26 protein-coding genes are annotated in these 21515 nt (G+C 37.1%); 18 read left to right on the top strand and 8 right to left on the bottom strand.

Annotated features, from left to right (window positions below):
- Positions 1-82: 82 nt before the first annotated feature.
- The 4 genes from BFJ97_RS00455 to BFJ97_RS00440 all read left to right on the top strand — a co-directional run bounded on the left by BFJ97_RS00455 (position 83) and on the right by BFJ97_RS00440 (position 5065).
- Positions 83-1555, top strand: a complete 1473-nt coding sequence (locus tag BFJ97_RS00455) for an aldehyde dehydrogenase family protein (protein ID WP_068983467.1) — start codon at positions 83-85, stop codon at positions 1553-1555.
- Between the two features lie 60 nt (positions 1556-1615).
- Positions 1616-2794, top strand: coding sequence for an iron-containing alcohol dehydrogenase (locus BFJ97_RS00450; RefSeq protein ID WP_068982696.1), 1179 nt, complete (start codon positions 1616-1618; stop codon positions 2792-2794).
- Between the two features lie 69 nt (positions 2795-2863).
- Entirely contained in the window at positions 2864-3874 is a 1011-nt protein-coding gene (speB, locus tag BFJ97_RS00445) for an agmatinase (protein WP_068982695.1), read from the top strand.
- A gap of 360 nt (positions 3875-4234) precedes the next feature.
- On the top strand, positions 4235-5065 hold the full coding sequence (locus tag BFJ97_RS00440) for a MerR family transcriptional regulator (RefSeq protein ID WP_068982694.1): 831 nt from the start codon (positions 4235-4237) through the stop codon (positions 5063-5065).
- A 355-nt stretch (positions 5066-5420) separates the two neighbouring features.
- Here the strand turns inward: BFJ97_RS00440 and BFJ97_RS00435 are convergent, their stop codons facing one another.
- Positions 5421-6242: a squalene/phytoene synthase family protein gene (locus tag BFJ97_RS00435; protein WP_254660087.1), complete on the bottom strand. Its 822-nt coding sequence runs from the start codon at positions 6240-6242 to the stop codon at positions 5421-5423.
- A 194-nt stretch (positions 6243-6436) separates the two neighbouring features.
- Between BFJ97_RS00435 and BFJ97_RS00430 the strand changes: the two genes are divergently transcribed.
- The 5 genes from BFJ97_RS00430 (at position 6437) to BFJ97_RS00415 (ending at position 9415) form a co-directional block, all read left to right on the top strand.
- Complete coding sequence (locus tag BFJ97_RS00430; protein WP_068982692.1) at positions 6437-7171, top strand: SDR family NAD(P)-dependent oxidoreductase; 735 nt, start codon at positions 6437-6439, stop codon at positions 7169-7171.
- 461 nt (positions 7172-7632) lie between these two features.
- Entirely contained in the window at positions 7633-8469 is an 837-nt protein-coding gene (gene coaW / locus BFJ97_RS00425) for a type II pantothenate kinase (RefSeq protein ID WP_068982691.1), read from the top strand.
- A gap of 126 nt (positions 8470-8595) precedes the next feature.
- A complete protein-coding gene (locus BFJ97_RS00420; RefSeq protein WP_375200374.1) occupies positions 8596-8832 on the top strand; it encodes a hypothetical protein in 237 nt (78 codons plus the stop codon).
- Between the two features lie 23 nt (positions 8833-8855).
- Positions 8856-8987 carry a hypothetical protein gene (locus tag BFJ97_RS25355; RefSeq protein WP_263297540.1) on the top strand — a complete coding sequence of 44 codons (132 nt, stop codon included), beginning with the start codon at positions 8856-8858 and terminating at the stop codon, positions 8985-8987.
- 98 nt (positions 8988-9085) lie between these two features.
- Positions 9086-9415, top strand: a complete 330-nt coding sequence (locus BFJ97_RS00415) for a DUF3889 domain-containing protein (protein ID WP_068982690.1) — start codon at positions 9086-9088, stop codon at positions 9413-9415.
- A gap of 37 nt (positions 9416-9452) precedes the next feature.
- Here BFJ97_RS00415 and BFJ97_RS00410 read toward each other — a convergent pair whose 3' ends face one another.
- Positions 9453-10007, bottom strand: coding sequence for a DJ-1/PfpI family protein (locus BFJ97_RS00410; protein WP_068982689.1), 555 nt, complete (start codon positions 10005-10007; stop codon positions 9453-9455).
- Between the two features lie 33 nt (positions 10008-10040).
- Positions 10041-10361 (bottom strand): hypothetical protein, encoded by a 321-nt coding sequence (locus BFJ97_RS23910; RefSeq protein WP_139114351.1) that lies wholly within the window; start codon positions 10359-10361, stop codon positions 10041-10043.
- 88 nt (positions 10362-10449) lie between these two features.
- Here BFJ97_RS23910 and BFJ97_RS00405 point away from each other — a divergent pair, with 88 nt between their 5' ends.
- Positions 10450-10848: a MarR family winged helix-turn-helix transcriptional regulator gene (locus tag BFJ97_RS00405; protein WP_068982688.1), complete on the top strand. Its 399-nt coding sequence runs from the start codon at positions 10450-10452 to the stop codon at positions 10846-10848.
- A gap of 4 nt (positions 10849-10852) precedes the next feature.
- Complete coding sequence (locus BFJ97_RS00400) at positions 10853-12043, top strand: MFS transporter (RefSeq protein ID WP_068982687.1); 1191 nt, start codon at positions 10853-10855, stop codon at positions 12041-12043.
- A gap of 60 nt (positions 12044-12103) precedes the next feature.
- On the opposite strand, the gene BFJ97_RS00395 is transcribed toward BFJ97_RS00400, so the two are convergent.
- Together BFJ97_RS00395 and BFJ97_RS00390 are read right to left on the bottom strand one after the other, a co-directional pair.
- Positions 12104-12715, bottom strand: a complete 612-nt coding sequence (locus tag BFJ97_RS00395) for a C40 family peptidase (protein ID WP_068982686.1) — start codon at positions 12713-12715, stop codon at positions 12104-12106.
- 294 nt (positions 12716-13009) lie between these two features.
- Entirely contained in the window at positions 13010-13402 is a 393-nt protein-coding gene (locus tag BFJ97_RS00390; RefSeq protein ID WP_068982685.1) for a ribonuclease HI family protein, read from the bottom strand.
- Positions 13403-13571: 169 nt separating this feature from the next.
- Between BFJ97_RS00390 and BFJ97_RS00385 the strand changes: the two genes are divergently transcribed.
- Positions 13572-13763, top strand: coding sequence for a zinc-finger domain-containing protein (locus BFJ97_RS00385; protein ID WP_068982684.1), 192 nt, complete (start codon positions 13572-13574; stop codon positions 13761-13763).
- A gap of 288 nt (positions 13764-14051) precedes the next feature.
- On the opposite strand, the gene BFJ97_RS00380 is transcribed toward BFJ97_RS00385, so the two are convergent.
- Both BFJ97_RS00380 and pepF read right to left on the bottom strand, forming a co-directional pair.
- Positions 14052-15035 (bottom strand): SEC-C domain-containing protein, encoded by a 984-nt coding sequence (locus BFJ97_RS00380; RefSeq protein WP_068982683.1) that lies wholly within the window; start codon positions 15033-15035, stop codon positions 14052-14054.
- Between the two features lie 239 nt (positions 15036-15274).
- Entirely contained in the window at positions 15275-17086 is a 1812-nt protein-coding gene (gene pepF, locus BFJ97_RS00375; protein ID WP_068982682.1) for an oligoendopeptidase F, read from the bottom strand.
- A gap of 167 nt (positions 17087-17253) precedes the next feature.
- Here pepF and BFJ97_RS24465 point away from each other — a divergent pair, with 167 nt between their 5' ends.
- The 5 genes from BFJ97_RS24465 to BFJ97_RS00355 all read left to right on the top strand — a co-directional run bounded on the left by BFJ97_RS24465 (position 17254) and on the right by BFJ97_RS00355 (position 19373).
- Complete coding sequence (locus tag BFJ97_RS24465) at positions 17254-17394, top strand: hypothetical protein (RefSeq protein ID WP_175401648.1); 141 nt, start codon at positions 17254-17256, stop codon at positions 17392-17394.
- Positions 17384-17674: a hypothetical protein gene (locus BFJ97_RS00370; protein ID WP_068982681.1), complete on the top strand. Its 291-nt coding sequence runs from the start codon at positions 17384-17386 to the stop codon at positions 17672-17674. Before BFJ97_RS24465 ends, BFJ97_RS00370 begins: the two co-directional genes overlap by 11 nt.
- A gap of 443 nt (positions 17675-18117) precedes the next feature.
- A complete protein-coding gene (locus BFJ97_RS00365; RefSeq protein ID WP_139114349.1) occupies positions 18118-18345 on the top strand; it encodes a hypothetical protein in 228 nt (75 codons plus the stop codon).
- A 71-nt stretch (positions 18346-18416) separates the two neighbouring features.
- A complete protein-coding gene (locus BFJ97_RS00360; RefSeq protein WP_068982679.1) occupies positions 18417-18857 on the top strand; it encodes a Dps family protein in 441 nt (146 codons plus the stop codon).
- A gap of 183 nt (positions 18858-19040) precedes the next feature.
- Complete coding sequence (locus BFJ97_RS00355; RefSeq protein WP_083226860.1) at positions 19041-19373, top strand: general stress protein; 333 nt, start codon at positions 19041-19043, stop codon at positions 19371-19373.
- A gap of 229 nt (positions 19374-19602) precedes the next feature.
- Here the strand turns inward: BFJ97_RS00355 and BFJ97_RS00350 are convergent, their stop codons facing one another.
- Positions 19603-20502 (bottom strand): DMT family transporter, encoded by a 900-nt coding sequence (locus tag BFJ97_RS00350; protein WP_068982678.1) that lies wholly within the window; start codon positions 20500-20502, stop codon positions 19603-19605.
- Between the two features lie 134 nt (positions 20503-20636).
- Here BFJ97_RS00350 and BFJ97_RS00345 point away from each other — a divergent pair, with 134 nt between their 5' ends.
- Positions 20637-21512 (top strand): LysR family transcriptional regulator, encoded by an 876-nt coding sequence (locus BFJ97_RS00345; RefSeq protein WP_068982677.1) that lies wholly within the window; start codon positions 20637-20639, stop codon positions 21510-21512.
- Positions 21513-21515: the final 3 nt, after the last annotated feature.

Raw genomic sequence — 21515 nt, 5'->3', positions numbered from 1 at the left:
CCCACTTATAGGTGAGGCTAAATATGAATTTAATAAAATATGGATAATAAATTAGGGGGTTTTTAGAATGCTAAACTTGAAAATGTTAGATTTGAAAATGTTTATTAATGGTGAATGGTCGGATTCTGTGAACATGGAAAAACGTAATATTATCAATCCAGCGAATAACGAAGTGATTGCAGAGGCTCCGAGAGCAAGTGTAGAAGAAACGCGAAATGCCATTGATGCAGCGCGAAATGCATTTGATTCAGGAATTTGGTCAAACTTGCCGGCTTCAGAAAGAGCCTCCTATTTATTCAAAATTGCAGATAAACTTGAGGAAAAAGCATCAGAGCTGAGTGAACTTGAAATGTTGAATACAGGAAAGCCCCTTAAAGAAGCAGAGTTCGATATTGGGGATGCTGTGAGTTGCTTCCGTTATTATGGTGGCCTTGTCACAAAACCAAACGGTCAAACATATCCAGTTGCCGATCCAGTACAGGGGCTTATTGTTCGTGAGCCTGTAGGTGTATGTGGTCTGATCGCACCTTGGAATTTCCCATTATTGACAGGAGCGTGGAAAATTGCGCCTGCACTTGCAGCAGGAAATACGATTGTGTTCAAGCCATCAGAGTTAACACCAATTACTACTTTTAAGCTCTTCGAAATTCTTGAAGAAGTAGGGGTTCCAGCGGGCGTTGCGAATTTGGTAACCGGAGGAGGTTCGACTGTCGGTAATGAATTGGCTGAAAGCGATAAAGTCGATATGGTTTCCTTCACTGGCAGTACAACAGTAGGTAGATCAATTATGAAAGCAGCATCAGGAAATATTAAGAAAATTGCACTCGAATTAGGTGGTAAATCGCCGAATATTGTCTTCGCTGATGCAGATTTTGAAACAGCAGTCGACTATGCGCTTTTTGGAATATTTATGAACGCGGGTCAAGTATGTAATTCAGGTTCACGTTTACTTCTTGAAGAAAGCATTCATGACAAGTTCGTTGAAAGCCTGATTAGTAAAGCGAAAAAAATTCGTGTAGGTCGTGGTGATGATCCGTCAACTCAAATGGGTGCCCTTGTCGGTGAAGATCATATGAACTCAGTGCTAGATTATATTCAAATCGGCATCGATGAAGGAGCAAAATTAGTTTGTGGCGGTAAACGGATTACAAGTGGTGGGCTTGAACATGGCTGTTTTGTTGAGCCGACAATCTTTGTAGATACAACGCCTGACATGAGAATTGTTCAAGAAGAAATATTCGGCCCTGTGCTAGTTGTCCAAAAGTTCAAAGATGAAGCGGAGGCTATCGAGCTTGCAAATGATACGCCGTACGGTCTTGCAGCTGGAGTGTTCTCTCAAGATGGGGCTAAAGCTTTACGCGTTATTAAAAAAATTAGAGCAGGTATTACTTCAATTAATGCATACAATCTTGCTTACAACGAAGCTCCATGGGGAGGATACAAGCAAAGTGGACTCGGTCGTGGGTTAGGCACGTTCGGTTTGGATGAATTTTCGGAAGTGAAGCAAATCAATATCAATTTAGAAGTTAGTCCGACGAATTGGTTTGAAAATTAACATCTCGTGAAAGAAGTTCGCTGAGGTAAGATCATGAAAAAAGGAAAGGGGAAATGATTTATGATTTGGGATTTCAATTTCAATTTACCGACTTCTATTGAGTTTGGTAACGGGACAGTAAACAATGTAGGGAAAAGAGCGAAAGAGTTGGGCGGCAATAAAGTACTAATCATTACGGATAAAGGGCTGGCACAAACAGGGATTATAAAAAGGGTAACAGATTCATTGGAACAAGAAGGGGTTTCTTTCCTTGTTTATGATGAAATTACTCCGAATCCGAAAGATGTAGACTGCGTAAAAGCCTACGAAAAATTCAAAGACGAAAATATCGACTTGTTATTGGGCCTTGGTGGTGGAAGTTCAATGGACACTGCTAAAGCAATTGGGGTACTTTTCACACATGAAGGGGAGCTTAAAGATCGCTATGGTTTCAATCTGCTGGAGCGCGATATTACACCTCTTATTTGTATCCCTACCACATCGGGTACAGGTAGTGAGGTGACGACGGGATCTGTCATCACAGATACAATCACTAAACAGAAAGAAGCAATCCTTGATATAAAATTAGCGCCGAAACTAGCAATAGTAGATCCTGAATTGACCCTAACTTTGCCTAAATCGATTACGGCTGCTACTGGAATGGATGCATTGACGCATGCAATCGAAGCTTATACGAGCAATATTGCTGAACCGATTTCTGATGCACTCAGTCTTTATGCTATTGAAATTATTGCTAAGTATCTTCCACTCGCTGTAGAAAACGGCAACAATTTAGAAGCAAGACAAAATATGCTTGTAGGAAGTTTGATTGCAGGTATGGCATTTACGCACGCCGACCTGGGGGCGGTGCATGCAATGGCTGAACCGCTTGGAGGGCTATATGACACACCACATGGAGTGGCAAATTCCATCTTCCTTCCTCATGTATTTGAATATAATATTCCTTCCAATCCGGAAAAACATGCGACGGTTGCTGTGAAGCTTGGCGCGAAAGCGGAAGGGAAGACTGTAGAGGAAATTGCTCAAGAAGGTGTTGTATTGCTACATGAACTCTCAAGTAAAATTGGCATTCCAAAATTCCGAGATTTAGATAATGTTGACCCTGAAGATTTTGAATTCCTTGCTGAAGGGGCATTCAAACATTTATGTACAATTACAAATTCTCGTAAATTATCGAAAGATGACTACTTGAAATTGTTTCAAATTACTTATGAGATGAAAATGCAACATTCATCTTAATCACCTCACGATACACTGGGGGCTCCCGTGTACATAACGTGAGGATCAAGAATAGTAGGGGGAAATAATATGGTTAGTCGCGATGAGAAACAATTTTTGAATTTACCATTTACAGGGATATGTACGTTTGGGAAATATCCGATTTGCTCAGATTTGGACCAGCTGGATGCCGATGTAGCGGTTATTGGGGTTCCGAATGACATGGGTACCCAATGGAAATCAGGTGCCAGAATGGGACCGCGGGGAATCAGGGAAGGTTCAACACTTTACAGTTTTGGATTAGATGGTGCGTATGACATCGAAAATGATATTACGTATCTCGGCCCAGATTGGAAAGTAGTGGATTGCGGCGATGTCGACATGGTACATGGAGACCTCATGCAATGTCATGAAAATACAGAAGAGGCAATCCGCAAAATTGTTTCTAAAGGAGCTATGCCAGTAGTGCTAGGTGGAGATCATTCTATCACGGCTGCAGTAGGAAAAGGACTGGAAGAATTGGGTCCATTTCATGTTATTCAGATTGATGCGCATCTAGATTGGGCGGATCACCGCTCAGGAATGCGGTATGGCCATGGGAACTGTATCCGCCGTTTATCGGAGCTAGATCATGTACAGCAAATATTCCAATTAGGTATTCGTGGTATTAGCAGTAGTAAGAAAGAGGATGTTGATGCAGCAAGAGATTATGGTAGCGTCATTTTATCCCCACGCCAAATGAGAAAAATGGGAATTGAAGAAGTGCTAGAACAAATCCCAGCAGGAGAAAGATATTATGTGACGATTGATATTGATGGATTGGATCCATCAATCGCACCAGGGACTGGTACTCCTTCCCCAGGCGGCCTTCTTTATGATGAAGTAAACGAATTATTGGAAGGTATCGCAAAACGGGGAGATGTGATTGGATTCGACTTAGTCGAAGTGGCGCCTCCTTATGATCCTACCGGTATAACGCAGCAAGTAGCGGCTCGCATCATGCTAGATTTGCTCAGCTATGTATTAAAGGAGAAAGAGACTAGAGGACTAGCAAAAATGGAAAATAGTACGCAAAACACGATGGTTGCTGAACTGAAGTAAAGTATAGCTGTTTAACCGTTTGGAAGCGCTTTTGAGTATTGAAAGAACTTCCATGAAAACGTGAAAGCTTTACTTGGGCTTTTATCTAATAGCGGAGATGGGGATCGGAATTGTACTTGACAAATAGTCAGAAAAGATTGCATATTTTGAATTAGGGACTCGCTGAAAATTCAATCCACCTGTAAAAGGGTTCTATGAGGTTTTGCAGGAATTGAATTAGACAGGAAAATAATTGAGGATACAACTTATCACTTGTTTTTTGAAGTTTGTTGTATGTATGCCAACTTTAGATTGGGTGAGTTTTTAAATTCCTACTATAAAAAATGTAGCAGTCCTTAAATTTTGTAGGAGGTATGCTGATTGAAAGAAAAACTGACAATCGGTCAAATGGCAAAACTACGAGGAGTGACTTCGGAGACATTACGCCACTATGACCGGATCGACTTGTTCAAGCCACAATTTATCGATCCTCATTCAGGGTATCGATACTATTCCATTTTCCAATATGAAATTCTAGGTACCATAAAAGAACTAAGGCAACTTAGGATGACTACAGATGAAATAAAGGAATATCTTAATGAACGTAATTTCAGTAAATCATTGGATATTATGAGAACCAAACACGAAGAACTCGTTTCAAATCTGAAAGAATTGAACGAGATGGAAGAAAATATCAGGGAAAAGATCGCCTACTTGGAACAGGTGGAAAAAGAAAATGAACTTCAGAAAGTCATATTCCGTGAAATGAAAAGTAGGCGATTACTTACTCTGCATGAGAAAATTAATGATAACTTTGAACTCTGTTATGGTGTGTTGAATTTAGAGAATATGCTTACAGATAAGACACCTATTCTAGCTACCAATAGACTGGGCATTATGATCGAAGAGACGAATCTTAAATTGGAACGTTTTGAAGAACCTTCTACAATTTTTATTGTCGCAAAGAATAAGGATGTTATTCCAGATACATATCAATTGACAATTCCAGGGGGATTATTCGCCTGTATCAGATACAATGGAGAATTGTTGTCTAGTCGCAGCGAAAGTTTAAAAAAAATACTTCATCATCTTAAAACAAACAACTATGAAATTACTGGTGATGCATTGCAAATCATGCATCTAGATATCACGATTTCGGATAAACCAAATGAGATTACCTTTGAAATTCAAGTTCCCGTTCGAAAACAGTGATAAAGCCATTTTGGTTTTGGATTTTTTTGATTGGAGGAGTGTCCTTCAGTTCGTTAAGAGGATGTTATATCGAGGGGAGTAAAATTTATTAACACGTAAACGATCGTAAGTGGCCTAACAGCAAGTCTTACCATAGCGCAAATTTCCAATTGTTATAAAAGGGACAGGGGTGTCTAGGGGATTGCTACCAGATAATTGCCACGGTGACAGTAAAATCGGGTGGACCATTTCCTTTATTTTAAAAAGATAGGAGAAAGAAGACGGTAGTTAAACTGTTTTCCTATTGTTACCATGAAAGCAATGAACCCCAGTACGAGAATTACCTCAATACTGGGGGTTGCGTTCAAGTACAGTTTTAGTCAGCCTGTACCTCTTCAACCGTTTGCTCAACCTCTGCACGTGACATTTTTTCACGACCATCTTGCATTGCTTTTAATGTTTTATGGGCAAGTGCAAGTGGAAGTCTGCAAAATAATAGTACAGTACGCTTATTAATATCTTTCATATAAAGATCAGCTTTCGCAAGGTTTTCCTCCGCGTAAGCAAATAAATCCTCACGTGTCCAGCCGTCTGGTACAAAACTCACACCACGTTCATCCATATCCTCATGTTGATTACGTAAAATATTAACTGCTTGGAGACCTCGACCATAGCCAATAGCTAAATCACGATCAGTTTGAATATCTGCACCCCACGCCCAAAGCTCGGACAGCATTGTCCCAACAAGCCCTGCCACATAGTATGTATAATCATCTAAATCCTCACGTGTATGCACTTGCCAATTTGCCTTAGCCCACTTGCCCATTCCATAAGCCATTTCACTCGTTGAAGATTGGACAATTTTACGTGAACCTTCAGGGCAAAATGTTAACCAATCTGCTAAGCGAAGTGAAACCTCAGGTAGCTGATCTGCATAAGGAGCTAATAATGCTTCGTATGCTTCAACATTAAATGTATCTTTTAATAATTCGCTTGTTGCATTTAGTAAATCATATTTTACATCGTTTGAAAGCTCTTCATGATCTTCAATTTCATCTATAGCACGCATTGCTAAATATGCGGCTGCCACTGACAATTTTAAATCATTTTTTAAAAAAGTAATCGGTATATAAAAAGTGCGGCTTGTTTCCTTTAAAACTTGCATCGCTTCTTTATAAAGTTTCTTTTGATCTTTCACTTGTATTCCTCCGTTCAAATGGTAACACATCTATAGTATATCGTATCGTAAAAGTGCCGAAAGATAAAATAGATTGTTCAATTTTAAATCATATTATTTGAAAGTGTGTAAATAAAAGATTATAGTTTAATAGTAAACTATTTAAAGCTATACTATTTTAGGTGTAGTATTTGTAAAGAGAAGGAGTTTTTTTGATGGGACGTTTAAGTAACAAGATTGCAATTATTACAGGTGGTGCATCCGGGATGGGCGCAGCTATGGCAAAAGTGTTTGCGAAAGAAGGGGCTACTGTAATTGTGGCTGACATTAACGAAGAAAACCTAGCAAAAATTTCTGAGCTAGAAAATGTTGAGGGAATGAAATTAGATGTTTCTTCGGATGACAACTGGGCAGAAGTAACGAAAGCAGTGGCTGATAAGTATGGGCGGATTGATATATTAATAAATAATGCAGGTATTTCATCTGAAAAAGATCCAGACCAAATTTCTCTAGCGGATTGGACAATTATGCATAATATCAATGCTTTTGGTCCATTCTTAGGCATTAAACATACTTCAAAATATATGAAAGAAGCTGGAAAAGGCTCAATTGTTAATACGTCTTCATATACAGCTATCATTGGTGCGGGCTTAAATGCTTATACAGCTTCGAAAGGATCATTACGCGCAATCGCTCGAGCAGCCGCTACTGAATTAGGAGCTTACAATATCCGTGTAAATACCGTCTTCCCAGGTGTTATCGAAACGCCAATGACAGCAAAATTGTCCGAAGCAAAAGAAACAATGAATAGGCTAGTACGAGCTACACCAATGGGAAGACTTGGGCAACCAGAAGAAGTTGCAAATGCTATATTGTTCTTAGCATCAGATGAAGCTTCTTATATTACTGGTGCTGAACTAGTGATCGATGGTGGTTATTCAGCTCGTTAATTGATAAAGAAGTGAAAATGCATTGAATGTCAGTGCATTTCACTTCTTTTGTTTTTTTAGTAGAATAATGTTAAAGTTATAAAAATGCGTTGATAATCGTGTGAATAATAGAAAAATTTTGATATTTTTTGCGTTTTTTTCATGAAAGTTTGCTAAGTTATTGCACAATCATTTCAACAGCGGTAAAGTTTAGGAAGAGCAAATATACAACTACATTTTTCGAGTAATTGTAGCCGACGCTTCGCTTTCGCGCAGAAAATATTTGTAGCTGTTGATTAGCTTTTAGTACTAAATACAATATGTCGGATTTAGGCACAATAACTCCTTGCAAAATCCGTGACATCTGTGGAGACATGAACTTTATTCAACTGGTATTTAAACGCCTCTTGAATAAAGCAAAATCTAGTATATATCTCATCATCAGAAAATAGAGATTGTACGTTAATTCAAAGGAGAATGGTATGCCAAAGGCTATAGGTATTGATGCAGGCGGCACATTGACAAAAATTGCTTATTTAGATGAGCATAATGAGCTTATTTTAACAACTTTTCCGTCAAATGATTTGCTGGCTGTTAAGAATTGGATTATTAATCATCCAGATATTGAGGACATTGGTGTTACGGGGGGGCGTACAGAACAATTACTGGATGTCATTAAAACAATGAAATCGATTCATTATATAGTAGAATTTGAAGCTACATTGAAGGGCGTTCGATTTTTGTTGCATAAAGAAGGATACTTTTTCGAGCGTAGTATGATTACGAACATTGGTACGGGTACTTCGATTCATTATATGGAAGGTAATACGAATATTCGTGTTGGTGGGACAGGCGTTGGTGGTGGAACATTGATTGGATTGTCAGCGCTTACAACGGGAATTACGGATTATAATGAAATACGAGACATGGCTTCTAAGGGCAATCGAGAGGGTATTGATTTACTGGTTAGGGATATTTACCAAGGAATGGATACACCGATTGATGGACATTTGACTGCCAGTAATTTTGGGAAAGTCGGTATTACGGAGTTTGTCAAACACCCAGCTGAAGATATTATTGCCACTGTACAAGGGCTTGTCGGTGAGGTTATTACTACACTTAGTATTCAATATGCTGAGGAAAAAAATGCCCAACATATCGTGTATATCGGCTCAACCTTAAGCAATAATGATCATCTTGCACGGGTGATTGCTAATTACACACGCACAAAAAAACATACACCGATCTTTATTAATGACCACGGTTTTTCAGGTGCAGTTGGTGCATTACTTAATATAACTGAATATACAATTGTCTAAAGGACAAATAAAAATGTACATTGCTAATTTTATTGGTGATGTACATTTTTTTGGTAATGTCTGCCCTAATCTCCAAAGCATAAATCGTTCTATCCTGAGCACATTACAATTAGGAGGTGAATATCCGTGGGCAATAGAAACACCAATAAAAACAACAAAAATAACAATAAAACAATGAATGTTAGAACGCATAATCCTTTTGATACCTACAAAAAAATAGACCTCGATCAATCAAATAGCAATAACAATAACCCGAATGACAATCTAAATGAAGAATTCGCTGCAGAATTTGATGCGAAAGCGAAAAATAAAGATAATAAAACGAACCATGCGAAAAATCAGCAGTCCAATAAAAAGAATTAATCTAAATTTTGGAGGTGTCGATAATGGCTAAGAAAGGGAAAACAAGTTTCAAAAAGAAAAAGAAAAAAGATACACATAAAAGAAATGATCGTGAAGAATACTCAGCAGAGTTTAATCAAGTGATTCATAATAATCCTCAACAACCAAAACAATAATGACGAAAACTGCTTCTGAAGTAAAGAATACTTAGGGAGCACTTATTATTTGTTGTTTTGACGACTTTATGCAAAAAGAGTGCGAGAGGTGGATACATTTGCAAAAATTTTTTGTAATACTAGGAACTTTTCTCGTATTTCTTACTGCGCTGTTACATGTACCAACAATTACTTATGCTCAGCAAGAAGTGCCTGCGTATGCTAAATGGGGAAAGTTAGCGGTAAAAGAGGCACAGGCCAAATATCCTGAAGCAAAAATTCTAGATTATTTGCATGTGGGAAGCGAGGTTCATGAAGAGTCCACTATTGAAAAATTTAAGCTTTGGCTAAAACAAAGTGATAAAGAATTCGGTCTACATGTAAGAATCAAATATGTAACGAATACGAACAAAGTGGTAAATATTGAATTTAAAGAAACAAGTTCATAATAGAAGAGGATGCCTAATCTATGGCATCCTCTTTCTGTTAGCTCTCTAACTTCTGAATAAATTCGCGCATTAATCCAGGTAAGTCTGGCCATGCATGACCACTAATTAAATTGCCATCTGTATGAAGATTAGCATCAATATACGTTGCTCCTGCTACTTGAACTTCTGGCTTGCAGGCAATATAGGCCGTTAGCTCACGTCCATTAAGTACCTCAGGAATGGTCGCGAAAATTTGAGCTGCGTGACATACAGCAGCAATTGGTTTATTTGTTTCAAAGAAATGGCTCACTAGTGTTGGAACATGCTCATTTAAACGAATGTATTCCGGCGCTCGCCCACCAGGAATGATGAGTCCGTCAAATTGTGCTGGATCTACATCTGCAAATGAAGAGTGTGCTTCTAAGCCATATGCTGTACGTTCGATGTATGTATCGACTCCATCAACAAAATCGTGTAGTACCGTTTGTAATTTCTTTGCTGATGGTGCTGCAATCGTCACATCATAGCCCGCCTCTAGACAACGGTAATAAGGATAAAAAATTTCTAAAGCCTCAACGGCATCTCCTGCAAGTATTAAAACCTTTTTCCCCATGATTCCATCTCCCTTTTATTGTAATCTAGTAGCTTAATTCGACACTTTCAAAAAATTTCCTTCTGATATTTTTGAAAAGCTGATAGAAGTAGAGAAATCGCTGATAGACTCAGGAGGATCGCTGATAAAAGTGAAGAAATCGCTGATAAAGCCAGGAGAATCGCTGATAAAAGTGAAGAAATCGCTGATAAAGCCAGGAGGATCGCTGATAAAAGTGAAGAAATCGCTGATAAAGCCAGGAGGGTCGCTGATAAAAGTGAAGAAATCGCTGATAAAGCCAAGAAAATAGCTGATAACCGCATGAAGATTGCTGATAGCCTGACGACTTTGAATAATCGCCACTAAATGCTTCATCAAAACTTCAAACAACGTACTTTACATTGAAAAAAATGAAGCGTATAGTAATTATTTAACTAGGTAAATAAATTTAAGGAGAGATAAAATGAATCCTATATTTCATGCTTTATTCCAAAAAAGTCGTTATTTAACGAATTCTTTAAATGAAGTACTGAAACAGCATAATTTGTATAGCTCACAATGGGCTATTTTATACTGCTTACATAAGCACGGTCCAATGACGTTAACGCAAATCTGGAAGTATTTAAATGTGGAGGCACCAAGTATAACAAGAGCAATTACTCGACTCGAGTCTTTAGGATGGGTACTAAGAATGGATGGTGAAGATAAGAGGGAAAAAATTGTTGCCTTATCTCTATATGCAGAGGAACAATTGCCAACTATTACTGAAACCATTTTCGCTTTTGAAGAAGAAATGGTAGGGACATTGACTGTCGAGGAACAGCAGCAATTTATGATTTTACTGGAAAAAATGAAAGGTTGATTACATGCAACAAGAAGAAAATACAAAAATTTGGACGAAACGGTTTATGAGTCTCTTTTTAACAAATATTTCGGTATTTTTTGTTTTCTATGGGTTGGTAACGACTTTACCACTATATGCGATAGGTGAGCTGCACCAAACAGATAAGGAAGCTGGATTGTTACTGTCGGTATTTTTATTATCAGCCATTATCGTTCGTCCGTTTTCAGGTAAACTATTAGATGTCTTTGGGAAGAAAAAACTTCTAGTTATTTCGATTGCCGGCTATTTTTTATGTACGGTTTTATATTTATTCATTCATCCTTTTGGATTTTTACTAGGCTTACGTTTTATTCAGGGGATCTTCTTTAGTATTATTACAACAGCAGCTGGCTCTTTAGCTGCAGATATTGTGCCAGCAAACCGTAAAGGTGCCGGCCTTGGTTATTTTACAATGTCTACTAACTTAGCAGTAGTTATTGGGCCATTTATAGGCTTACTGCTTATTCAATATAGTAGCTTCAATGTACTTTTTATTGTTATGAGTATTTGTATATTAGCAGGAGGTATACTAGCTGTAACGGTGAATACCGATGATTTACCCAAGCCAGCATATCAAGGGAAATTGACCTTTAAATTTGATGATTTATTGGAACGTAAAGCACTTCCAGTAGCTGCTATCGCTAGTTTAGTAGCTTTTTCATATGCGAGTGTATTATCGTTTTTATCAGTGTACGCACAGCAAAAAGATCTAATGGCTGTAGCGAGTCTATTTTATGCAGTTTTTGCAGCAGCTATGCTTATTACACGTCCATATACAGGCAAACTTTATGATACAAGAGGACCGCAATTTGTTATTATTCCTGGTATTATTTCCTTTGCCATTGGGCTTGTTATGCTCGCATTTGTCTCAGGCCCGGCATTATTTTTATTTGCCGCCATTTTTATTGGATTTGGCTATGGAGCAGTGACGACAAGCTTACAAGCACTAGCTGTACAATCTACTGTACACACGCGCAGTGGTTATGCAACTGCAACGTACTTTACGATGTTTGATCTTGGGATTGCTCTCGGTTCTTATTTGTTAGGGATAGTGGCAGTGAAAGCGGGCTATTCTGCTGTTTATCTAACGGGTGCAGGTTTACTGATCGTTGTTTTCTTCATTTATTTAGCACGATTAGCCAAAATAAAAACAAAAAAAGTAGTACACGTTTAAGCATAAAAAAACAGTTGGGTCAGATCAGATTGATCAAAACGCCAACTGTTTTTTCTTTCACTATATACGACCATACCCAACAAAGTGCTTCTTCCAATAAGAGCTATTGATGCTGGCGATATTAACACCACTATTACTCGCATTAATCATTTGATTATTTCCAATATAAATGCCTACATGTGAGATACCTGCTTTATATGTATTGGCAAAAAACACTAAATCACCCACTTTAGGTGTGCTAACTTTTTTAGATGTATTGTAAAAACCTGCTGCTGTTTTACGAGCTGTCGGAATACCGGCTTTATTAAAAACGTAAGTGACATAGCCTGAACAATCAAAACCTGTGCCCGGTGTATTTCCACCGAATGTGTATTTAACACCTACATATTGTTTAGCAATTTGTACTGGGTTAGTTGTTGGTTTAGGTGTAGACACCGGGGTATTGAGGTTTAACTTTTGTCCAACGTGAATTGTTGGAGAAGATAAGTTATTCCATTTCATCAATGTTTGATAAGAAACACCCTGTTGATTAGCAATCTTCCATAAAGAATCACCAGATTTTACTGTGTAAGTTGCCGCTGATGCTGTTTCAATCGTTGAAAAAAGTACAGATGTACTTAATGCCAATGTAGCTAATTTCAAACCCCATCGGTACTTTTTATTTTTTTTCATTATATGTATCCTCCTAAAAACTTTAAAGATTATCAATTGGTATATAAATGATATTAACATTGTAATATTACAGTTATATGTCAATAAAATAACATTAAGGATACAATTTATACGGATAATAATTAGAAAATTACTACACATTATAGCATTCATTGGTTGAATACATTTTTTTGAAATTACTCGTTCATATAAAAAAATAGAGTTAAAAATAACATATTGGGGGATAGTAAGTATCTGAACGGATTGAAGGGACTGACACTTGATGTAGGCAAGGGACAGTCCTCATAAGGTGGTTTATTTTTTTCCTTTTTGAATTGCGTTACGTGCAAGTGCATCTGCAGCTTTATTTTGCGTATCTGGAACCCATTTGATGAAAAATAAATCGAAGCTACGTGCAAGTGTAAGTGCCTGCTCAAGATAAGGTTTAAATTCCTCATTTTTGACATATTCTTTTTCCATAGAGGCTACAACAATTTTTGAATCAGAACGTACTGAGACAATGTTTGAACCGATTTTTTGTGCTTCTTCAAGACCACGTACTAAGGCAGTAAACTCAGCAATATGGTTATTGGTTTGCCCTATATACTCACTGATTTGTATATGTTGGCCTTCTCCTTTAATAAATATTCCAATACCACTAGGGCCTGGATTTCCTGCACTGGCGGCATCTATGTTTACTTCTAACATAAAATCCCTACTTTTTAATTTAGATTTTACTTTAATTGTACATCAATAGTGTTTTTACACAATATCTTAATGAGATGAAGATCAACAAAAAAAATAGTTGCTTGATCAAAACGTTCACTTCATAATAGTAAGAAGTGAAATTTGGACGTGAAAGGAGCAAGAGTTCAAAATGGATAAAGTGACGGTTATGAAAGATATTGATGAACTGCATGATACGTATTGCGCTGATTGCCTAGTGATAAAGCAATTACGAAAAGAGCGTGGTAAGCCTGGAGCTCATCGTTTCTGTATTGAAGCTTGCTCAGTAGGGGAGAGACTACAGTTTCTAGGAGAAGAGCTTCTAAAGGTTTATAGTAGGTAAATGTCTGCGGATTTTAAAGGCTTTAACAAAGTAATCATAAGTACTAAATCGAGTACGTTAAAATAATAGTGATAAAAGTTTTATTTTTGCATAAAAAATAATCATATTTACTAAATACAATGCATAAATAACAATATGTTCGGAAATAATGGAATTGGTTGGTTACCATAGAAAAAGCTACTTTGTGATAGGTCCTTACTTATTACAAAAGTAGCTTTTTTCTGTTTATACACAAAGAGCCGTACACTTTAAGTAAAAAGGTGTACGGCGTCTTTTTATTTTTATGCATTATTTAGTTGCAACATAGTTACTTAAGTCTTGGTAATATTTTGTCAGAGAGGAAGCTGAAATATCAAACGTTGCTGCGATTTCTTTTACTGTCATTGATAGCGACTCGAACAACTCTTTTTCCTGACCATATCGAATCGCACCAGCAGCAATGGCAGCCTCTTTACGCGCAGCTGGTTGTCCTTCAATTAAATAGTCCTCTAAAAGCTCTAACATAGGAGCTGTTTCACGATCATTTTGCTCAAGGAAATCTTTAACTTGTGTAAGTACATTGCTCTCAAAGTTAGTGAATTCCTCGCCTTTATAACCATTTGTAACAAGTAACTCCCAGAAGGATAAATGTTCTTCTTTTAAGAACGCTCCAACCTTCTTGTCAGAAGCCTCAAAATTTTTCTTGAATTGCTCAAATACTTTTGCATGATCTTCTGGGAAGAAAATCAGCGTTGAAACAGCTAAATAATACTCTGATTTTTTTGTACCATCGGGTAAAATGAATGCAAAAACATGCATGCCTTCAGGAATTGGCTTGTCATTTTCTCGACGAATATAAATTTCTTCATTTGTTAACACATGAATAGCCTTGAAATATTTTTCTTCTACAACTGACACCGAACCAATAAATAAATTCGGTTGTGACCAGCCTTCTAGTACTTTTAACGTAGAAGGTCTTACCGCTTTTTTCTTCGTTTTCTTTAAGTAACCTTTCCAAATAGATGGCTCTTGATGGAAGAAGAAGTCGTCTAACGCGATTGCTTCAATTAGCTCTCTTTGTAGTACGCTCTCTAATTTAGGCTGCCATGTGCCTACATGTTCGATATAGGCACGAACATCTTTGCGTTCAGGGTATTCTAAGTAAAATGTTTGTAGTACACGCTCTAATTCTTCGATTGCTACAGTTTCTACTGTAACCTGCTGTTTACCTTCACAACATTTTTTATATTTTTTGCCGCTACCGCATGGGCATGGATCATTACGTTTTACCATAATTAGAAACACTTCCTTTGAAAATTGTTAGTCGAATTTTGCTAAATAAATTGCTTACACTTAATAATAACGGTACATTTGTACGAAGAAAAATGATAGTCTATTTAGAAATATCTAAAAAAGGTAGAGGGACGCCCTGATTCTAGTATATGTACATATTTTCTAACTTAGAACTAAAAAAAGAAACCATCTACGCCTTGAAAGCGTTGGATGGTTCTTGTTAAGTAGAGTAGGGTTGATTATCCTTTAATAGCTTCAATTCCCATTGTTAATCGTTCAAGCTCATCAACGAGGTGACCGATATAAGAAATCGTATCTCGAAGCGGCTGCTCTGTTGTAATATCAACACCTGCCATTTGAGCTAGCTCTACAGGTGATTTCGTGCCACCAGCTTGGAGGACAGCTAACCATTCATCTACCGCTGTACTGCCTTCCTTTAGTATACGCTGAGATACTTGTGTAGAAATCGTTAAGCCTGCACTATATGTGTAAGGGTATAAGCCCATATAATAGTGTGGTTGACGCATCCAAGTAAGCTCTGCACCTTCAGAAATATCGACAGTATCGCCCCAGAAATCTTCAAGGACAGAACGTTTTAATTGATTTAAAACGGTAGCATTAACAGCTTCACCAGCGTCAATTAATTCATATACTTTTCGTTGATAGGCTGCTTCTAGTAAGTGTGTCACGAAGTTATGGTAATACGTTTTGGACACAATATTAGAAATAACCCAGCGTTTGAAACGAAGGTCATCGTTATGAGTTAATAAATAATTAGCTAGTAGCATTTCATTCATTGTGGATGGTGCCTCAATAAAGTATAACGAAGGACGACTGTTAAAATAAGATTGATGTGCATGCGCATTTGCAAAATGACCTGCGTGTCCTAACTCGTGGATCAGAGTGAATACCTCATTCATACGTTCATTCCATGACATTAAAATATATGGATGACTGCCATATGGACTCGAACAGAACGCACCCGTAGATTTTCCTTTGTTTGGTGCATAATCAATCCAACGCTCGTTAAAAGCCTTCTCAATTAAGTTCTTGTATTCTTCACCCATAACTGCTAACGATTTTTCTACATAACCCTTTGCTTCAGCCATTGTTATTTTAGGATCGTAATCTGGATCAAGTGCTATCTTTAAGTCAGCAAATGTCATTTTCTCGATGCCATTCGCTTGTTGAATAAGCTTTGCGTAACGGCGCATATGAGGCGCAAGCTCTTTTGTAATAAGATCTATTTGACGATTATATAGCGATCGATCAACATCCTGATCAAACAGTAAATAGTCAATGACAGAGTCAAAGCCTCGTAAATCAGCCATTGTTTTTTCTTGTTGGATATGTGTGTTATAGATTTTGGCAGTTGTGTGCTGATAATCGCGTAATTTACTAGAAAATGCTTCAAATGCAGCGCGGCGTACATTTGTATTAGCCTCAAACTCCCAGTTATTTTCGAATAATACAAAGCTTAGTGGATGCGTTTCACCATTTGCCTCAAACTGTCCAAAATGCATATCAACTAGCTTTGCCGTATTATACGTTTCATATGGTGCCTTAAAAGTTGAACTGAATGAAGCTAATGCTTTTTCCACTTCTGGATGTAGCTGATGAGGCTTTTGCTTTAACAATTCTTCTAAGTAAATCTTGTAAATAGGGCTAGACTTCGCAGCTTCTTGTAAAATCACTTCATCTAATGCTAGTAATTCACTGCGTACAAATGATAGTGCACTACTAATTTTTCCGACGGCTGTACTGAATTTTGCAGAACGCATTTGGGCTACATCATCCGTACGATCTGCTTGAATATTTAAGTTTGCATAAGCGCCAATAGGAACAATGCTTGCTTGTAATGCTTCAAAAGCTGTTAATACAGCAATCACCTGTTGGGCATCTGTAATCGTACCTTGATACTTGCGTTCAAAGTTTAGTGCATCCTCTACAAGCTGAGCTAAAGCAGGCTCAAAATCCGCATCATTTTCAAGTAAACCCTTTAAATCCCAAGTTTCTTCTACTGGTACATCTTTTCGTAATGGTAAATCCATCAATTAACACCCCTTTTTATGTAACTGTCTCCATTATAACGAAACTATTTCGGAAAGTGAAATAATTATAGAGAATAGTTTTAATATTCTTAAATAAAAAACAATAAGATTGTAGAAACTTATGTTCGTGTTAGCTATAATGGTTTTAAGATACGAGGGGGAATGAAATGATAATGCCATTAGTTTTGGAGAAACCAGACGTGTATAAGGTTAACCAGTTGAATCAAGATAATCTATGGAAAAAAATAATTGCGGATTTGTTTGAAGATTTTTTGTTGTTCTTTTTGCCAGAGTTACATGCAGAATAAGCGAGTGGAATTTTTACAGCAGGAGCTTTTCAAAGAAATTATTGAGTATCGTCAAGGACGCAAAATAGCCGATCAAATAGCGAAGGTCCATCTCAAAGATGGAAAAGAGCAATGGATCCTCGTTCATACGGAAGTACAAGCTATAGATGAAGTACATTTTGCGAAGCGCATGTTTGAGTACTTCTATCGTATAAATGATCGGTATGGTAAGAAGGTTGTTGCTATTGCAATTTTTACCAATAAGAGTACTAAAAGCACGAACCAGTACCATGATAAATAGTACGGTACGGAAATAAAGTACACTTTAACTTCTTTCAGCGAATGTTCAAACATTTGCTGAAAGAAGTTAAAGCCTCCGGCGGATGTCACGGAATCGGAAAGGAGTTCTTTGTGCACAAAGCCGATTCCAGACGCAATTATGCCGAGGCATAATTGATTCAGTTTGCTGTGTCAGATTTTGATGAAGAAGCATTGAAAAAATCACCTAAGCTGTTTAGTAAAGCGTTACTAGCTTCTATTTATTTGAATCGTACTAAAAATAAAATGAGCTTGCGTACTGCATATAAAAGAGCTCTCCTAAGAGAAGTGTGGTAATTAAATAATATTGAACGAACAGAAATAAGAGCGCTTCTTTACTTTATTGATTACTTATTGAAACTACCAAAATCTATGTCAGAGCAGCTTGTAAAAGATATTAAAGATGAGATTAGTGGGGAGGAAGAAATGTTGAATCTATATAAAGAGGATTTACCACCAACACTTGCTGGTGTTTTAGAATTAGAGAGACAGGAAGGCTTTAAGCAAGGAATCGAACAAGGCATCGAACAAGGCATTAAACAAATAATTATTGGTTTGATTGGAAAGGGTGCTGAAGATGAGTGGATTGCTGAAGTTGCAAAGCTTCCACTAGCAAAAGTACAAGAAATTCGTAAGGAGCTTAAATCCTGTTAATGAAAAAAATGTGCGTATAGCCAACATGCATTGTTACACATACTAAGAGTGACATAATTGGAGGAGAAATAATGACGCAAAACTTAAACAAACAATTGAATAAACTTGTCGCTACATGCTCGGTACTTTATACAAAATTGCACAATTATCATTGGTATGTAACAGGTAACGCCTTCTTTACACTACATGCAAAATTTGAAGAATTATATAATGAAACAACATTAAATCTAGATGAAATTGCAGAGCGCATTCTTTCGAAAGATGGCAGGCCTGTAGCGACTTTAAAAGAGCATCTTGAACTATCATATGTTGAGGAAGCGACAGGAAATGAGACAACCGAGGAAATGGTAGTTACAACTATTTCAGATTTCCAAAAGCTAATGAAAGCTTTAAACTCAACAATGGAGCTTGCGGCTGAAGAAGGAGACGACCGTACAGAGGATTTACTTAATGCTATGTTTCAGTCCCTTGAAAAGCATACTTGGATGTTAAAAGCATTCCTAGGTGGCTAATAACCAAAAAGTAAATAGTAAAAGAGGCATTTGATCACTTTTGAGTAAGTGACCATTGCCTCTTTTTTCATTTAATAAAAACGCCAAACCATTGTAACAAGACGTGAAGAGGTAGCAAAATGTTTTTTTCTTGAAAAGTAGGGTAAATACCTAGTAAGCCATATAAATTAGGAGGAATTGAACATGATGAATGAACAAAACTCACAAATTGAAGTGGCCCATTCAAGGGAAGAAATGCTTCATATTTTAGAAAGTATGCGATTAAAAGCATTTCAAATAGAGGACATTCACATTATTGCCAAGGATCCATGCAAATTAGAGGATGTAAAATGGGATACTGACGTTAAAACACATGAGGTAGGGAATTGGGTGGATCAATTTAAATCATGGTTTACTGGTGAATCAGCTGTAACAGAAGGATTAAAGAGATTTGATCTTACTGAGGGACAAACAGCATACTATGCTCAACTCGTAGAACTAGGTGCTATTGTATTATTAACTGAGTGTGGGACTTAACTGAGTCTATGATGACATCAACTATTTCGAAAGAGAATCATTATCGTCATGATTCGCTTAGTCCTCGTCGAACTGTACCAGAATCTACTTTTGATAATGTAGAAACTCCTGAATATTACGAGGAGCGTATGTATGAATGAGGCTGAACAAATTTGAAGATATCTATAAATACAAAAAACAGAGTGAATGTACAGCATCACTCTGTTTTTTGTATTGTGTGGATTCAATATTAATGTATAGCTTTCTCATGTTCTTGTTTTTTAATAAAGCGTAAAACATGAAGATGCTCTAATTGTGCAACAAGGTTACCGATTAGAATAAAGCTACCACCAATTAATAATTTTATCGTTATTCCTTCGCCGATAAACATCATAGCAAACATCGCTGCAAAAATCGGCTCTAAAGAAAAAATAAGTCCTGTATGTGTAGCAGAAGTATACTGTTGTGCAACAGTTTGCCCTACGAAGCAAAATGCACTACAAATGACACCTAGCCCGATAATGGCAATCCATGCAGTCGTGGTACTTGGAAGTGTTGGTGTTTCAAAAATGAATGTTAAGATAAGTGCATAAAGTCCAGCAAAACCGAGCTGGTAAATGCCATAGGAGATTGATTCAACGTTTTTTGTAAATGAACTATTTAATAATAAGTAAATTGAATAACACAGTGCTGCGATGGCTACTACAATATCCCCTTTTTGAAAGGAAACTGAGCCATGAGTAGTTAAAATTGTAATGCCAATCATTGTGCAAACGATCGCAAAGCTAACTGCTTTTGAAGGTAATTTTTTTTCAATAAAACTGCTGAAAATAGGTACTAAGACAACTGTTAAACTTAAAATAAATCCAGCATTGGATACAGAAGTTGTTTCTAGTCCGATTAAGCTAAGAGCGAACACAATAAATAACAGAAACCCTTGAATAGCTGCATACTTTAATGTTTTTGCATCGACCTTAATTATTCGTTTATAAAAGATAATACCTGCTGCCAAAAATGCGATGATACAACGCAATGCCACCACATTATAAACTGCCATTGTTTCAAGTCCCATTACCATAAAGGTATAAGATAATCCCCAAAACATTGTCACAATAACCATCAATAAATTTGCTTTCCCCTGAATCCCCATTGTGCTCACCTACAATCTGTGTACTAAAACAGTTTTCATTCTAAAAATTACTATATATCTTGTATTGTGATTAGTAAAACGAATGTTTATAATGATTAGTATTAAAAAAATTCATGTATATAGAGGGACAGACAATGAGTTTAGTGAAATATGAGATTTTGAATAAAGTGGCTGAGGTAGCAAGCTTTACAAAAGCAGCAGATGCTTTAGGTTTAACTCAATCCGCTGTAAGCCATGCTGTTTCGAGTTTAGAAAAGGAGTTCGGCTTTGCACTCATTCATAGAAGCCGCGCGGGTGTCACGTTAACGAGCGAAGGGGATACAATGTTAAGAGCAATGAGACATGTCCTTGATGCAGAGGAATTACTACAACAGGAAGCTGCACACATACTTGGTGTTACTCGTGGAAAAGTGCGAATTGGCGTTATTTCAAGTATTTCCTCAAACTGGATGCCTGAAATTGTTCGTATTATGGACAATCAATTTCCTGGCATACAAGTCGAATTGCGAGAGGGAGACTATTATGAAATTGAACAATGGCTTCTGAGTGGGGAGGTTGATGCTGGATTTTTAAATGGTCAAAAGTCTGGGCAATTTCAATATATCGAACTCCAGCAGGATCCATTGTTGTGTATTGTCTCCGATAAAAGTCTACTTTATGATAAAACAGAAATTGATATAGTGGAACTAGAAGACATGCCATTTATCATGACTTCTTATAAAGGGACAAATGATGTAAAAGTACTTTTAGAGCAATATCACGTAAAGCCAAATATTCGTTTTGAACTATCAGAAGAGGTAGGGATAATTTCGATGATATCTCACCAGCTTGGCATTAGTATTTTACCGAAATTAGTTACGAATAACTTGCCTACTACGATAAAAGCTATACCTTTAAAACAAGGTGGCTATCGTACAATTGGAATAGCAATGAAACACCAGGCATCACCAGTGACTAAAAAATTTGCGGAAATATTAAAAACCTGGTTGAAAGAACAAAATATGGAATAATTT

This window comes from Lysinibacillus xylanilyticus, assembly GCF_001708185.1.
GTDB lineage: Bacteria > Bacillota > Bacilli > Bacillales_A > Planococcaceae > Lysinibacillus > Lysinibacillus xylanilyticus_A.
Note: the sequence above shows the minus strand (reverse complement) of the source record. Positions and strands in the feature narration are given on the sequence as shown.